The following is a 15,287-nucleotide window of genomic DNA, read 5'->3' on the forward strand; positions in this document are numbered from 1 at the left end:
ACAGAATAGAGGTTTAAAAATGGGTGTTAAAATCATTACGGATAGTGCGGCGGATTTACCGGTAGAATTGCTGCAAGCATATGATATTGATTTAATTCCACTCCGTGTATATGATGAAGCAGAAACAGAGTATTTAGATGGGGTTACATTAAAATCAGTTACATTACTGCAAAAAATGAGAGAAGGCGCAGTTTATAAAACGTCATTGCCTTCACTTGAAACATTCCAAGAAAAATTTGTTTCCTATGGAAAAGAAGGTAACCCTTGTATATATTTAGCCTTTTCATCTGAATTGTCTGGTACATATCAATCGTCAGTTGTTATTAAAGAAGAAGTGAAAGAAACATATGCTGATTTAGATTTAGAAATTATTGATACAAAATGTGCCTCACTCGGTCAAGGTATTGTCGTATTAGAAGCTGCAAAAATGGCAAAAGAGGGTGCATCAAAAGAGGACATCTTAAACCGTGTCGCTTTTCTAATGGAGCATATGGAACATATCTTCACTGTAGCTGACTTACAGTACCTTGTTAGAGGTGGACGTTTAAGTAAAGTAGCAGGTTTTATCGGCGGTTTATTAAACATTAAGCCGATCTTAAACGTGGAAGAGGGAAAACTTATACCACTTGAAAAGGTGCGAGGGAAAAAGAAAGTATTAAGTCGTATTGTTGATATTATGGAAGAGCGCGGAAAAGACCTTAAAGATCAAACAATCGGTATGACTCACGGTGACGACTTAGAAACAGCTGAAGCATTAAAAGCATTAATTACTGAAAGATTTGGCTGTGAAGTATTTATCGTAAATACAATTGGAGCAGCAATCGGAGCACATACAGGACCTGGTGTTATAACATTATTTTTCTTAAATGAAGTAGAGTAAAGGATTGATCTTTTGATCAATCCTTTTTTAATTCTAATATAATTGTTTTTTATGAATGAAAAACATGTAATTTTTTATTAGTTAGTAGCTTTCTTTTTAGTAGGTAAGAGGGTAGATAGGAAAACGGTGAAGGCTAGTATGAAACCAAATGTTTCAGTATCATCAATTACTAAACCATTGTTCCACTGATAAAGGAAGGATGCTAGTATTAAAAGAGTTGCGGATCCTCCAGAATATCTTACTATTTTTCGTGTTGAATCGTTTTTAGGTTTTACAATCATAGTTATCGCCCTTTCATATTTAATAAATAATTCGATAAACTAACTTATAGGATTGATATTTATAATTCATCTATTAAGCCTATTTAATTTATTTTCGGTTTACAATAGATGCCCTATATGTAATCGGCAAGTTTAACTAACCATACTATTTAAATTAAGAATAATGGTTAACATTTGATTGAATCCTTTTTTAATTCTAAAATAAATGTTTTATGCGAATGAAAAATATGTAATTATTTATTAACTTTCTCTTTAAAAGGTATGAAGGTAGATAGGAAAGTAGTGATGGCGAGTGCGAAGCTGACTCTTTCAGTATGATCAATTACTAAGTCATTTTTCCACTGATAAAGGAAAGATGCTAGCATTAAAAGTAAAACGGCTCCTCCAACATACCTTACTATTTTTCGTGCTGATTCGTTTTTTAGTCTTACAATCATGTTTATCAACCTTTCTTGTTTAATAAATTATTCGATAAACTATATAGGATATGATATTTATAATTCGTTTATTAAGCTCATTTAATTTATTTTTGATTTACAATAGATGCCTTCTATGTACTAGGCAAGTGTAACCAACCATACTATCTAAACTAAGATTGCTAGTTTACATTTGATTGAATCCTTTTTATTAAGTTTATCGTAATTCAAGTATATGGCGCTGTCTTTGTTAATAACAAGTAGTAAAATTGTATGAAAAAAATAGCCGGAAAAATCGATTTTTCACCATTTAATTTAACAAGAAGTATAGAAATAATCAAAGTATGAATGTACAATTTAAATAATCGATACATTTTTTTACATATGTGAGAATGCCCATTTTATATAGTATGAAAGATTAAGAAATACATAATGACTTAATTAGTAAAAAGCATGAAATGGTTAAATAGGGAGAGTAGAGAGATGGAAATTGGGGAACGTATTCGGCAAGTTCGTATGCATAAAGGATTAACACAGGGGGAGCTCGTATCAGAAATATGCTCAGTAACCTATTTAAGTAGAATTGAGAGTGGGAAAATAAAACCATCATCTTCTTTTTTAAAGAAAGTTTCTAAGAAACTGGATGTTGATGGCGATTATCTCATAGAAGGTAATCACGAGGAGATAAAGCTTACTATTCTTGAAATATGTAATAAATATAAAAAAGATAAAAGTATAACTGAAGCTGAATTATCCTCATTAGAATTATATGTTCGTGAAGTGGATTCAATCCCTTTATTATTAAAGGTATATGGTGTACTTATATACTATCATGCCCGCCAAAAAAACTTGTTATATGTGAAGTCGTTTGTAGATCAAGCTTCGCAAATGATACCAAGTCAGGTCGAAATGCAAGATCCTGAAGATTATATTTATTATTTAAAATCTCGAGGTTATTATTTTTATAATAAACAAGACTACATTGCTGCGCATGATATTTATGTACAGGCTGAGAGTTTACTTGGAGTAGAAGAAACTGAACAACATGCTCATATATACTATAATTTATGTCATGTATATAAGGAGCTTTATAAAGATAAAAGTATTAGTCGTTTGTATGCCTTAAAAGCTTTCAATATATACAGAAAAAACGGTATGCAGAAAAACGTAATAAATGCACTTTTAATGCTTGCCGTATTGTATATTATGGATGAGTTATATGAAAAGGCACTTGAAATTTTACAGCAGGTAGAAAATAGTTTGGCTACTAATGGTGATTCAAAGTATTTACCTATCATTTCTTATGATTACGGGAAAATTTATCAAGGTTTGAAAGACTATACGAATGCCATTAAATACTATGAAGAAACTTTGGAGTTAAGTGGATTTTTATCGGAGAAAGATCAAAAGGTATATGCATTACGAAACATGATAGAGGTGTACATAGAACTTAAAGATTGGAAAAATGTTAATAAAGTTATGGATGAAGCATTTCATTTTTTATCGATTTATGATGTACCAATTGCACATGTCCAACTATATGGTTTGAAAGCTAAAGTATTCAAAATACGTGGAGATTATTATGAATACGAGAAAAATATGCAAAAAGTAATTGAAGTGGGAGTAGAAAAAAAGCAACATCGCTTAGTTGCTGAATTATCCTATGAATTAGGTAACTTTTATAATGAGAATCGCTCTTATAAATTATCTGCGAAGTACTTTAAAATTTCAGCTGAAAATAAAATGGATTAAAACAGGGTTTCAGTAATATGTTTTCTTAGTTTATAAATTATTAGAGGTTATCCTAAAGATTACGTGTTTTAACGCTCTTAGGGAGACCCTTTTTTTATCCCACATTAGCCGTTCTGTATGGGAAGGAATCACAAAATACGAATTCCGTATGTGAAGCAAAATAAAAAAGAAAAAGCCAATGTCCTTATCATATGGGAATTGGCTTTTGTTTATCTGTATTATAGAAACTGCCCAACTGGAAAATCAAGATTAATAGTGGTATGGCGCAATATTGATTTATGAGATTTCGCTTTCTTTGAAAACAAACGCATTAAAACAGCAACTTCTAAGGATGCACTAGATAAAGCATTTTCATCTTCTCTACCAATAAGTACTACATCTTGTATAACAGGCCAAGAGCCAGCACGATTATAAAAGGGAGCTAAAGACGGTTTACATGTAAATATACCGAAATCTATATCGCTTTGTTTTTCAATCCATTCGGTAGCGGCAGTAACTGTATGTAAACCTAAACCTTGACCATGATAATCTGGATCAGTCGCTACACAACTCAGTCCGGCTATATTAAATGGTTGTCCCTTATGATGGATAGTTTTGCGCACTACACCTGCATAGCTGACTAGCTTTTCATCTATATAGGAATAAAATGAGTGTACATTAAATTCTTTAAGATGTGTTTCAGGAATTTTCCCCTCAGGCAGGGGATCGGAATCTGGCCAAACCCGCTGTAGCATTACAGCAATTTCGCGTCGTAATGCATCAGATACTTGGCTATAGTCTGTCGATTGTACAATATGAGTAGTCATAAGTTATTTTCTCACTTTCTTCTATGTTTAAATTCATATATATATCGGTAAAAGTCAGCATCTTTAGATTGTTAGGTTGGTATTTTTTTTCGATCTGTTTGAAATATATTTAAAAATCAGTTCCAGTCATTCGAGATAGCATAAATGTTATTAAAAAGATTGACTCGCAAGTAAAAGCTCTGATTTATTTGATGCTTAGTAAGCTAAGAATAACATAAAAAGAATAGTCATTATTTTTTAGAGCATTCTAAAGCTTATCATCTAATAAGCCTGGAGTGAACCTCATGCTAAAGAGTAAACTATCCCTAATAATTTACGGAATTTTAATAATGGTCATATTTGCATCTCCGAAAGAAGGAAACGCAGCTAACATATCTGATAAAGATTTTTATGATTCATATAACACTTTATTGGCTCCGTATGCAAGTCGAACGATTCAAAGCAAACTTGGACCTTCGCATCAGTATAGTTTAACTGATGCGAAGGTTATAAAAATTGACAGATCCCCAAAATACACTTTTAACTTCATTGTCGTTGCAAAGTATCGAACTTATACAAACGCCCATAACCCACCAAATCATGTTGTAACAATTACTTATAACATTAATCCAAGTGGAGTAAAAGTTATAAACTTCAAACAATAGAAAGAGTAAATAAACAGTGTAGTCTATACGAACCTAGAAATTCCCTAGAAGAAGTAGTAATACTTACAACTCATATAAATAGGAAGAAATAGAAAATGAAATATCAAATTACATTCATATAAGTTTGAATATTTCAAGATATTAAAATTTAGATAGTTCATATATAATAGTGAAGAGAGTGGTATTTTGTAACTATTTGTAAAAAAAGGAGGGTGCAAAATGAATAAAATAATACAAGCCCAATCTCGATGGGATTTGGACAGGCTATATCCTCAAAAACAAAACTTCACGTTTTCTATAGAAACGATAGAAAGATTAAAAATTGAATATAAAGCAACGAAAGACTCAGTAATCCTTTCACAACTTATTCAAGCTATCGAAAAGGCGGAATGTTATTTGTATTGCCGTTCCACTGAAGAGGATGTACAACCTGAAAATGCTTTACTAAGTGTAAAAATAAATCAATTAAAGAAAGAAGTTCAGCTATTAATAGAATCTAGTAAGCAACAAGATACTAATAATTTAAGTATTAAACTAATAGAAAATGAACTAAAAGCTTGGGAAGATATGTACATACAATTACGGAATAAATTAGAAATAACTCATGATAAAGAGACTTCATCTTTTGGACAAGCAAATTACGTTGCGATGAATAGTGATGATCATAATGAAAGGTTAAAAGTATTCGATTCTCTTACAAATGCTTTGAATAAGGAAAAAGAAATCTTTGCTACTGTATTGAATCAAATAGGAAGATTACGTAACACAAAGAGTAATGAATTAGAAAGGAGAGCAGTTCTAACTCAATCCCTTCAAATGAATGGCATTTCTGAAGTTGTATTATCACAAATGTGGGATGCAACGGAATCTAAACTTGATAAGCTAGTAAGTGCTTTAAACGCTTTTAAAAAGGAAAAGAATTCGATTACATGGCATGAACTTATGACATTAAAAGAAAGTAATGAGACCGTTATTCCTTTTTCAGTAGCAGTAAAAAATATATATGATGCACTAAAAAATATAGATGAAGAATTAGCAGAATTTGCACGAAATGCAATAGCAAATGGATGGGTAGATGCGGAACCAAGAGACAGTAAACCACCAGGTGGATTTTGCGCTCCTTTTTTCAGTGAAAAAGAATCGCGAATCTCTATGCGTTATGACGGAAGTATCGATAGTGTAAGAGTACTTGCTCATGAGTTAGGACATGCTTGGCATTTTTATAATATGAGTTTTGATCGATCTACTTCATTTTTAGATGATTATCTGCCAATGAGTACAGCAGAATCAGCGTCTATTTTCTTTGAGATGGTGCTTGTAGATCACTTAATAAAAACAGCAGAATGTACAGAAATGAAAAAGGCATTGCTTAGCTGGAAAATTAGAAATAGCTTTAATTATGTTATGGCAATTCGTGCATCGTTCCAGTTCGAAAAGAGTTTTTATGAAAAAAATAAAGAAGGTCCTATAAGTGCTGATGAAATTGAGAAATTATCTATAGCCGCGCAAGAAAAGGCATACGGAAATGCACTAACAGAATACCAGCCGTTTGTTTGGATGAAATACGTTCAGTTTTATATAGCAGATGTTCCTTTTTATAATTATCCATACACATTTGGTTATTTAGTAAGTTTTAGTTTACTAGAATTAGTGAAAGAAAATAAAAGTGAATTTCATTTGAGGTATAAAGAATTTTTGCGAGAAACGGGAAAAGCTCCAGTTGAAGAGCTTATGAAAATACATTTTGAAATCGATTTAACAAATTATGAATTTTGGAATAAAGCTTTTATACAAATTGAAAAAGATATTGATGAATATTTGCAGATTATGTAGGGGGAGCACAAATTAATAAAGGGGAATACACACATGAACAGAATCGGTATTATCGGAGCAATGCAAATTGAAATAGACTTACTTTTAGAAAAACTACATATAAAAGAGGAACATACAATTGCGGGAATGCCTTTTTATAAAGGAAACTACATGGATACAGAAATTATTATTACGCGATGTGGTGTAGGAAAAGTAAATGCTGCCGTATGTACACAAATATTAATTAATAAGTTTGATGTAGACACTATCATTAATACAGGAGTTGCGGGTGGATTGCATCCTGATGTGAAAGTTGGCGATTTAGTTATTTCTACAAATGTTACTCATCATGATGTTAGTAAAAATCAAATGAAGAATTTATTTCCGTTCCAAGAATCTTTTATTGCAAGTAAAGAGTTAAGAGAGTTAGCGCGAGAAGCTTGTAATAGTAGTAGTTTAAATGTTTCTGTACATGAAGGAAGAATCGTCAGCGGAGAATGCTTCGTCGAGGATTCAAAATTAAAGGAGCAATTAGTCACTGAATATGCACCTCATTGTACAGAAATGGAAGGAGCGGCAATTGGACATGTTGCTTATATAAATGACATACCATTTCTAGTTTTGAGATGCATTTCTGATAGTGCAGATGATGAGGCGCAAGTTTCATATGATGATTTCGCGAAAACCGCAGCGAATTATTGTTCAGAAATTATTGTTGAGATGCTTAAAAATATTTCGAGTAAAGCTGTATTGTAGTTAATACGTAAAGAATGGGAGAGTATAAAATGTTGCAAGCACTAATTTTCGATATGGATGGAACTTTATTTCAAACAGATAAAATCTTAGAATTATCACTAGATGATACATTTGATCATTTACGCTCACTACAATTATGGGATGCGGAAACACCTATTGATAAATACCGTGAAATTATGGGTGTTCCTTTACCTAAAGTTTGGGAAGCTTTATTGCCGAACCATTCTAATGAAGTAAGAGAACAAACGGATGCATATTTCTTAGAAAGATTAATTGAAAATATAAAGAGCGGAAATGGTGCTTTATATCCGAATGTAAAGGAAGTTTTTAGTTTTATAAAAGAAAATAATTGTTCTGTTTACATTGCTAGTAACGGCTTAACGGAATATTTACAAGCAATCGTATCTTATTATGATTTAGACCAATGGGTTACGGAAACATTCAGTATTGAACAAATACACTCGCTAAATAAAGGTGACTTAGTAAAAAGTATTTTGATAAAATACGATATCAAAGAGGCAGTGGTAGTTGGGGATCGTTTATCGGATATTAACGCTGCAAAAGATAATGGTCTAATTGCAATTGGATGTAATTTTGATTTTGCACAAGAAGATGAACTTGCTCGTGCTGATTTAGTAATTGATGATTTAATGGAACTGAAGGACATATTACCAGAATTGAAGAATACTTACATAACAAAATGAATAAGTTCACATTCAAATGAATGCTCAGGATGATATATTCTTGGGCATTTTTATTTTTCAAAAAGATACATTTGGATAGAGAAAGTGGGGGATTAAGCTGGAAGATATACAAATTAAGCAGATTGAAGATTTGTTTAAATATGAGATTAATCATCTTGTTATGGGAAGTAAAGAAGAAGGTTTTAACTTCCTAATAAAATTAGTAAATGAATATGAAAGTAAAAGAAATACATTTAGTAATACGGGCGAATGTTTATATGGCGTTTTTCGAGGTGATACGTTAATTGGTATTGGAGGATTAAATCAAGATCCAAATACGAAAGGTTTAAAGATTGGCCGATTAAGAAGGTTTTATATTTCAAAGGATTATCGGCGCATCGGATTAGGGAAGTTGTTATTAAAGCAACTATTAAGACATGCGGAAAAGTATTTTTACGTTGTTGTTCTACATACGGATACGAAGCAAGGTGATGAGTTTTATTGCGCAAATGGATTTGTAAAAGGAGAATCTTATAAAGGTTCAAGTCACTTTATAAGATTGTAGAAAGGTCCCATACTCATGTACGGAACCTTTCTTAAGCAATTATATCTTAACATTCATTTGTTTCAATAGTCCCTTCGGATCACCTTTTACATAATAAAAATGAGGATTATTCTCATCATCGTAAAGCATAATGTAAGGTTTTTCATTAAGTGGGAGAAGGATGAGTACTTCATCGATTGTTGTATGTAACCATTGATTTGTAATAGGAACGGGTTTCGATAACGGGATTTTTATCATATGACCATCTCTCGGAACGACATTTAAGTTTTTAAATGGACCAGTAATTGATTTTGCATATTGAACTGCTTCTTTTTGAATAGCCGCATCTAAAGATTGCTTTTGGACTACCATTTCTTTTTTGCAATCAAATACTTCAATTTGTTTATTTGTATTTGCGAACGCATTTGTTGATAATAAAAAGAAGAGAAGAGTAATGACTCCTATTTTTTTGAACATGAAACAACACCTCACACTTACTATACCCTCAAACATTGTAAATATTTTTATGTCACATTGATGTAACAAAGAAGTTGTATGATAAAATTGATATTTGTTTATAGGTAATGGAGGAAATGTAATGAAAGTATTAATCGCAGATGATGAACAAGATATGTTGAAAATTTTAAAAGCTTATTTTGAAAAAGAAGGCTTCGAAGTTTTATTAGCAAAGGATGGAGAGGAAGCACTTCAAATATTTTATGATGAGAAAATTGACTTAGCTATTTTAGACTGGATGATGCCGAAAAGTAATGGTATTACTGTCTGTCAGGAAATAAAAAAGAATTCGAGTGTAAAAGTATTAATGCTTACTGCGAAAAGTGAAAGTGAAGATGAATTAGCAGCTCTTCAAAGCGGGGCAGATGAGTATGTGAAAAAACCATTTCATCCAGGAGTGCTAATTACGCGAGCGAAAAAGCTTGTACAGCATGATGATGTGATTCAAGTTCAAGATTTAAAAATAGATTTCACCAAAAATAAAGTGTATAAAAATGAAAAAGAATTAGACATTACAAAGACAGAATTACAATTAATAAAGTGCTTTTTAAATCATAAAGGTACGATTTTAACGAGGAAAAAGTTGTTAGATATCGTCTGGGGATTTGATTATTTTGGGGAAGAGCGAACGGTTGATACGCATGTAAGAAGATTACGTAAAAAAATAGGAGAAAATATTATAAAGACACATCGCGGTTTAGGATACAGTTTGGAGGAAGAGTGTGAATAAACTCGGTAAAAAGTTATTTTTCAGCATCTCTTTAACAGTCATCCTTATTTATACGGTCTCTTTATTATTAATTAACTATTTTTTACCAAAATATAATGTGCACAAAACACGCGAAAGCTTAGAAGGCATTACAGCGCAAATACAGTCAATACCGCGTAAAGAACTGGATGATGCTATAAATCGTATTGAAAATGAAGGTAATGTTACGATTGCTTATACATCAATAAATAGTTCAGAAGATGCAATTAATGAAGAATTACGCATGCAACTTACAAAAAAGAGAGTTGCATTGAATAAACTTTGGATTACAAAAGAAGAAATTACGAAAGTGAAGAACCTCGGACATTCGAATAAAATATATGATCAAGAAAAGATAAAATCTAGTTTTTTTGCGAAATACATTGCGAAAGATGATATGTTGATTTTAGTAGGAGTTTCTATCGCACATTCTAATGAAGTGATTAAAACGCTTAACACACTTTACTTATACATTTTAGGAATCTCAATAGTTCTTATTATTGTTCTTGTTTGGATTCTTTCAAAAACAATCACTACTCCACTGAAAGAATTGAGTGATGTCGCAGAAGATATTTCACGTCTGAAATTTAAACGGACGAAAGTTAAAACGAATGATGAAATAGGTGATTTAGCAAATAGTATAAACATTATGAGTGATAAATTACATGAAGCACATCAAGATTTAACAGATCGAAATGACCACTTAAAACGATTTATGGGTGATGTAACTCATGAATTAAAAACACCAATCGCATTAGTAAAAGCATATTCTATGGGAATTAAAGATGGTTTAGATGATGGTACATATTTGGATACAATCATTAAACAAACAGATCAAATTTCAAATTTAATTGAAGAGTTATTGCGATTTTCTAAACTAGAAAGAGATATTTTACAGAAAGAAGAATTCCCTATTGAACCATTAGTTCAAAGTATTATAGATAAGCATAAAATCGAATTGGAATCGAAAGAAATCGATTTGCAGATAGATTATAGTGTTGGCGATGCGATTGTTTATGCTGATTTAAATAAAATGAGAATGGTCTTTCAAAATTTAATTTCTAATGCGATAAAATATACAACGAATCGAAATATAAAAATCGTATTAGAAGAGAAAAAGGATCTTCTATATTTTCAAATTAAAAATGGTATTGCTGCTGAGGGAATTAAAGAGATAGATAAAATTTGGGAGCCTTTTTACGTATTGGAGTCTTCACGTAGTAAAGAAAAATCAGGTACTGGATTAGGATTAGCGATTGTAAAAAGTATATTAGAAAGACATGGTTTTGAATACGGAGTTTTGGTAGAAGATGGAGAAATACAATTTTATATGTATATAGAAAGGAACTAATTGTTATTAGTTCCTTTTCTATTATCTTGAAAGGTTCTATTATCTTGAAAGGTTCTAATGTTCTACAATTTTCTCAACTTTCTGTAAAATATAAACTGAATTTTCTGTATTTTTGATGTATAGTAAGAGAAGGAATATATGGGAGGGAAGGGCATGAAGAAAAAGAAATTAGCAATAACACTTTCAGCTATATTATCTTTAACAATTACTTCAGGAGTTTCTAGTATGACTGCACATGCAAAAAATAAGGAAGGGAGCTCTGTAAAAGGGAGTGATGTTAAGTTAAATGGTCAAGTTTCAGAAGCTTTAACTCCAAACACAAAAATTCAATTGGAAAATGGGATGACGAAACCAATCTATTCTCTTGATGAGGCAATTATTGAAAATTTATTTGTAGAGACAGAAGTCGATAGTGATAGAGATGGTAAGAAAGATCGAGTATCAATTAAAGTTATGCGTCCAAAGACAGAATCAAATGTAAAAGTTCCTGTTATATATGAAATGAGTCCATATCGATCTGGATTAAAAGACGTTCCTGTTTATAATGTTGATGAAGAATTGTATGCGTATGAAGGAAAACCGTATGCAGCGGTTAATCTTGGTTCATACGGCAATTATTATGTTCCAAGAGGATATGCAGTTATTTTAGGTGAAAGTATCGGAACTGGAAAATCAGATGGATGTCCGACAACCGGAGATGAACAAGAAATACTAGGGACTAAGTCTGTTATTGATTGGGTGAATGGTCGTGCAAAAGCATATACAGGGGATGGCAAGGAAGTAAATGCAAATTGGTCTACAGGAAATGTAGGAATGACAGGAGCTTCTTATAATGGGACATTGCCAAATGCTGTCGCAACGACTGGAGTGGAAGGGTTAAAAACAATTATACCAATTGCAGCAATTAGTAGTTGGTACGATTATTATCGTGCAAATGGAGCAGTTATTGCGCCAGGAGGTTATCAAGGAGAAGATACAGATAATATGGCTGAAGCAGTACTGACAAGAAAGAACCCTGAAGTTTGTGGTCCGATCATTAAAGAACTTACTGCTGGACAAGATCGTAAAACAGGCGATTATAACGACTTTTGGGATAAGCGTAACTATGTAAAAGATGCTAAAAATGTGAAGGCTAGTGTGTTTGTTGTTCACGGGCTAAATGATTGGAATGTAAAAACGAAGCAGTTCGCACAGTGGTGGGAAGCTCTTGGTGAAAATAATGTTCCTCGTAAAATGTGGTTACACCAAGGGGGACATGGAGGAACATCAAGTAATAACTGGCAGCAAACGCAAAATAAATGGTTCGATTATTGGTTATATGGAATTGAAAATGGAATTATGGATGAACCGATGGTTGATGTGCAACGTGAAAATAAAACGTGGCAAAAAATAAAAAATTGGCCAGATCCAGCGGCTGTACCATCAAAAATTCGTATGTATTTAAGTAATAAAGCAGTCAATCTACCATTAAGTATGGGGTCAGTAAACAATGTTTTCTCATTTGTAGATGATGCAAAAATAAAATCAAATCAATTAGTAGAAAACCCAGAGCTAGAAGTAGCAAATCGATTAGTATATACAATGCCTGTACTGCAAAATGATATGCGAATAAGCGGTACGCCGAAGATTTCATTTAAAGGGAATATTGATCGGTCTGTATCAAATTTAACAGCATTACTCGTTGATTACGGTGGAGCAAAGCCTGAAATTGTAACGAGAGGTTGGATGGATCCACAAAACTTGAATAGTATAAATGATTCAACGGCGATTCAACCTGGTAAAGATTACACATTCACATGGGACATGCAGCCGGATGATTACGTATTTAAAGCAGGACATCAAATAGGAGTCGTTTTAATTGCAAGTGACTACGATTATACAATTAGACCGAAAGCAGGAACAAAGCTTACGGTGAAATTGAGTGAAGTGACATTGCCTATTGTAAAGTAAAGGTTTATTAATGAGATTGAAGAGCTTACTACTGTAAGCTCTTTTATATTTAGTGGATCTGTTTACTGATACTTCATAAATAAATGTTTCAGTTATTTTGCATTATTTTTAGAGACAAAATTTGAGTACTAAAGAAGTATCCTTAATGATTAAAGGGAAGTTTCGTAAAATACTTAAATATTGTTACACTTTCATTGTCCAAGCACTCTCCTAATAATCACATATACTATTTATATTAAAGCCAGTCACTATTATAAAGAGGACTGTTTTTTTAATATAAATGATACTTTAGAAAGTAGGGAGAGTAAATTTGGAAAACGAAGAACAAGGAAGAATTGAAAATCAAGTGTATTCTAATCGGGTTGTAAGATCAGAATTTGATAAGCATTGGGAAACTTGTATTTCCAAAAGTGGTTATGTAATCTATGTAGCGACAAGTGACCATGCTGAAGTAATAGTGCTACTTTCAGATGGTTCAAGTAAATTATTGATCTTCGAAAAAGGTGGTAAAGTAGTAGTAGGTGGCGGTGGAACGAGTCATTACAGCAAACCACATATTGCAAGAAATATTTAATGTAATAAATGTTAATCGAGAAGATGCTGGTAGCCTTATAACTTTTAATTTATATATGGAAATGAATATCCTAAAGTAAGTTTTTGTTTTAGATTCTGGCGTTTTTGTAACAAAAATAAGATGAAAAAGATCTTTAACGTATAAAGGTCTTTTTTGTTTTATTCACAAATAAAATTAATGGAGGTGAGCTAATAATGAAAAATATTGGAGTAACCTATGTTCTTTCAGGAGTTCTCCTATTCGGCCTTACATATATAACTTCCGCAATTTACGCGGGTTCATTAGAAATTTGGGATAGAGCAAGCGGAAAATTCTTTACTGCATTTTATGAAATTCATGGCACAACTTTATCGATAATTTCAATTTGTTTTATAATAGTGGGGATATACTGTATACATAAAAAAGTGTAGTGAAAAACAGTCAGCCTTTCATGTACTATACATGAAAGGCTGACCATTTTTATGTATTGAAGGAGTCTTTTTAGAAGAATTGCAGTTTTCAGATGGATAGTTAAAAATGTAACCACTTATGTATAATTAATATCATTTCGTCAAATGAATGTCACATAAAAGTTTTATAGTGTATGTAGAAAGTGAAACATACACAAATCAGGAGATGGAATGATGAAAAAAGCGCTACAATATATATTCATATTACTTACGTTAGTTACTTTAAGTTATGTAATTTATACCAACTATGAAAAGCAGAAAGAAATTAAAAATAATAAACAAGTAATTAGTGAAGTTGCAAAGAGGTATGGTATTCCAGATTGGATACCATTATCTATTGCTGATCATGAAACGAAGTTTAATCGAAAAGCGATAGGTGATAAAGGAACATCTTTCGGTCTATTTCAATTACATCGTGGTGGTTTAGCACCAGCGCAATTATCGGAAGAGAGCTTAATGGAATCACAAATAAATGCAACAATAGCGATTTCTAATATGGTTAAATCGTATGAACGCGGTGTGAGAAAAGGATTGGTTGATTGGGATTTACTTAAATACGTTGCCAATACATCAGGATGGCCAGGAAACTTAGGGGGAGAATGGACGGATAATAATACGAAATATAATAAAGGGCTAGAACAATCATATCAATTATATAAATAAGAGAGATACATATAAAAGGCATTTCCAATTTGGGGAAATGTCTTTTATATGCTATAGTAATAGTGTTTAAAAGGTATTCTATATCGATATATCTTTAATTTTGTTATGTAGTATTTTTATATTAAATAATTGCTAAAATCATTTTTTTATATAAGGAGTAATAATTAGGGAACATGAAAAATATAGATTTTATACTAGAAAGCGACGAAACATTAAAACCGTCAGAACGATTAGTACTATTATTATTAGAGAAGCATAGAATGTTATACACGAATGATCTATTAGCTCTTTCAAATTTATCATATAAAACATTAACGGATTCACTAACAGCACTCGTTTTAAAGTCTTATGTACTGAAAGATACAGGTAAGGGAAGAAGACAGAATTGTTATAGATTAGTATGATAAGATTAGTAACTATAGATATTTTATATATGATTTTTTCAAATGTAAGGTAAAACAC

At 31.8% G+C, this 15,287-nt stretch carries 17 protein-coding genes; 14 read left to right on the forward strand and 3 right to left on the reverse strand.

What is annotated here, in order from left to right; genetic code table 11:
• Positions 1–19 precede the first annotated feature (19 nt).
• Entirely contained in the window at positions 20–880 is an 861-nt protein-coding gene (locus ACFWDE_RS26740; RefSeq protein ID WP_377895910.1) for a DegV family protein, read from the forward strand.
• Between the two features lie 514 nt (positions 881–1,394).
• On the opposite strand, the gene ACFWDE_RS26745 is transcribed toward ACFWDE_RS26740, so the two are convergent.
• Positions 1,395–1,598: a hypothetical protein gene (locus ACFWDE_RS26745; protein ID WP_377895885.1), complete on the reverse strand. Its 204-nt coding sequence runs from the start codon at positions 1,596–1,598 to the stop codon at positions 1,395–1,397.
• A gap of 462 nt (positions 1,599–2,060) precedes the next feature.
• Here ACFWDE_RS26745 and ACFWDE_RS26750 point away from each other — a divergent pair, with 462 nt between their 5' ends.
• The gene (locus ACFWDE_RS26750) at positions 2,061–3,329 is read left to right on the forward strand and encodes a helix-turn-helix domain-containing protein (protein WP_377895887.1); all 1,269 of its coding nucleotides are present in this window, start codon (positions 2,061–2,063) and stop codon (positions 3,327–3,329) included.
• Between the two features lie 218 nt (positions 3,330–3,547).
• Here ACFWDE_RS26750 and ACFWDE_RS26755 read toward each other — a convergent pair whose 3' ends face one another.
• Positions 3,548–4,135 carry a GNAT family N-acetyltransferase gene (locus ACFWDE_RS26755; protein WP_377895889.1) on the reverse strand — a complete coding sequence of 196 codons (588 nt, stop codon included), beginning with the start codon at positions 4,133–4,135 and terminating at the stop codon, positions 3,548–3,550.
• 284 nt (positions 4,136–4,419) lie between these two features.
• On the opposite strand from ACFWDE_RS26755, the gene ACFWDE_RS26760 reads away from it, so the two are divergent.
• The 5 genes from ACFWDE_RS26760 (at position 4,420) to ACFWDE_RS26780 (ending at position 8,595) form a co-directional block, all read left to right on the forward strand.
• Positions 4,420–4,779: a DUF3888 domain-containing protein gene (locus ACFWDE_RS26760; RefSeq protein WP_377895891.1), complete on the forward strand. Its 360-nt coding sequence runs from the start codon at positions 4,420–4,422 to the stop codon at positions 4,777–4,779.
• Between the two features lie 219 nt (positions 4,780–4,998).
• A complete protein-coding gene (locus ACFWDE_RS26765; protein WP_377895892.1) occupies positions 4,999–6,612 on the forward strand; it encodes a M3 family metallopeptidase in 1,614 nt (537 codons plus the stop codon).
• Positions 6,613–6,645: 33 nt separating this feature from the next.
• The gene (locus tag ACFWDE_RS26770; RefSeq protein WP_377895894.1) at positions 6,646–7,347 is read left to right on the forward strand and encodes a 5'-methylthioadenosine/adenosylhomocysteine nucleosidase; all 702 of its coding nucleotides are present in this window, start codon (positions 6,646–6,648) and stop codon (positions 7,345–7,347) included.
• A 29-nt stretch (positions 7,348–7,376) separates the two neighbouring features.
• Positions 7,377–8,051: an NIF family HAD-type phosphatase gene (locus tag ACFWDE_RS26775; RefSeq protein ID WP_377895896.1), complete on the forward strand. Its 675-nt coding sequence runs from the start codon at positions 7,377–7,379 to the stop codon at positions 8,049–8,051.
• A gap of 130 nt (positions 8,052–8,181) precedes the next feature.
• A complete protein-coding gene (locus ACFWDE_RS26780; protein WP_377895898.1) occupies positions 8,182–8,595 on the forward strand; it encodes a GNAT family N-acetyltransferase in 414 nt (137 codons plus the stop codon).
• A 39-nt stretch (positions 8,596–8,634) separates the two neighbouring features.
• Here ACFWDE_RS26780 and ACFWDE_RS26785 read toward each other — a convergent pair whose 3' ends face one another.
• Positions 8,635–9,051, reverse strand: a complete 417-nt coding sequence (locus ACFWDE_RS26785; RefSeq protein WP_377895900.1) for a hypothetical protein — start codon at positions 9,049–9,051, stop codon at positions 8,635–8,637.
• A 121-nt stretch (positions 9,052–9,172) separates the two neighbouring features.
• On the opposite strand from ACFWDE_RS26785, the gene ACFWDE_RS26790 reads away from it, so the two are divergent.
• The 7 genes from ACFWDE_RS26790 to ACFWDE_RS26820 all read left to right on the forward strand — a co-directional run bounded on the left by ACFWDE_RS26790 (position 9,173) and on the right by ACFWDE_RS26820 (position 15,229).
• Positions 9,173–9,820 carry a response regulator transcription factor gene (locus ACFWDE_RS26790; protein WP_377895902.1) on the forward strand — a complete coding sequence of 216 codons (648 nt, stop codon included), beginning with the start codon at positions 9,173–9,175 and terminating at the stop codon, positions 9,818–9,820.
• Positions 9,813–11,189 carry a sensor histidine kinase gene (locus ACFWDE_RS26795; protein WP_377895904.1) on the forward strand — a complete coding sequence of 459 codons (1,377 nt, stop codon included), beginning with the start codon at positions 9,813–9,815 and terminating at the stop codon, positions 11,187–11,189. Before ACFWDE_RS26790 ends, ACFWDE_RS26795 begins: the two co-directional genes overlap by 8 nt.
• Before the next feature lie 153 nt (positions 11,190–11,342).
• On the forward strand, positions 11,343–13,139 hold the full coding sequence (locus tag ACFWDE_RS26800) for a Xaa-Pro dipeptidyl-peptidase (RefSeq protein ID WP_377895905.1): 1,797 nt from the start codon (positions 11,343–11,345) through the stop codon (positions 13,137–13,139).
• A gap of 310 nt (positions 13,140–13,449) precedes the next feature.
• Positions 13,450–13,713, forward strand: a complete 264-nt coding sequence (locus ACFWDE_RS26805; protein ID WP_002147285.1) for a hypothetical protein — start codon at positions 13,450–13,452, stop codon at positions 13,711–13,713.
• A gap of 194 nt (positions 13,714–13,907) precedes the next feature.
• Positions 13,908–14,123 carry a hypothetical protein gene (locus ACFWDE_RS26810; RefSeq protein ID WP_377895906.1) on the forward strand — a complete coding sequence of 72 codons (216 nt, stop codon included), beginning with the start codon at positions 13,908–13,910 and terminating at the stop codon, positions 14,121–14,123.
• A gap of 210 nt (positions 14,124–14,333) precedes the next feature.
• Entirely contained in the window at positions 14,334–14,825 is a 492-nt protein-coding gene (locus tag ACFWDE_RS26815; protein ID WP_377895908.1) for an invasion protein, read from the forward strand.
• A 173-nt stretch (positions 14,826–14,998) separates the two neighbouring features.
• The gene (locus ACFWDE_RS26820; protein WP_000789035.1) at positions 14,999–15,229 is read left to right on the forward strand and encodes a hypothetical protein; all 231 of its coding nucleotides are present in this window, start codon (positions 14,999–15,001) and stop codon (positions 15,227–15,229) included.
• Positions 15,230–15,287 lie beyond the last annotated feature (58 nt).

Origin of the sequence: Bacillus sp. NPDC060175, assembly GCF_042728695.1 — a bacterium.
In the GTDB taxonomy this organism is placed as follows: domain Bacteria; phylum Bacillota; class Bacilli; order Bacillales; family Bacillaceae_G; genus Bacillus_A.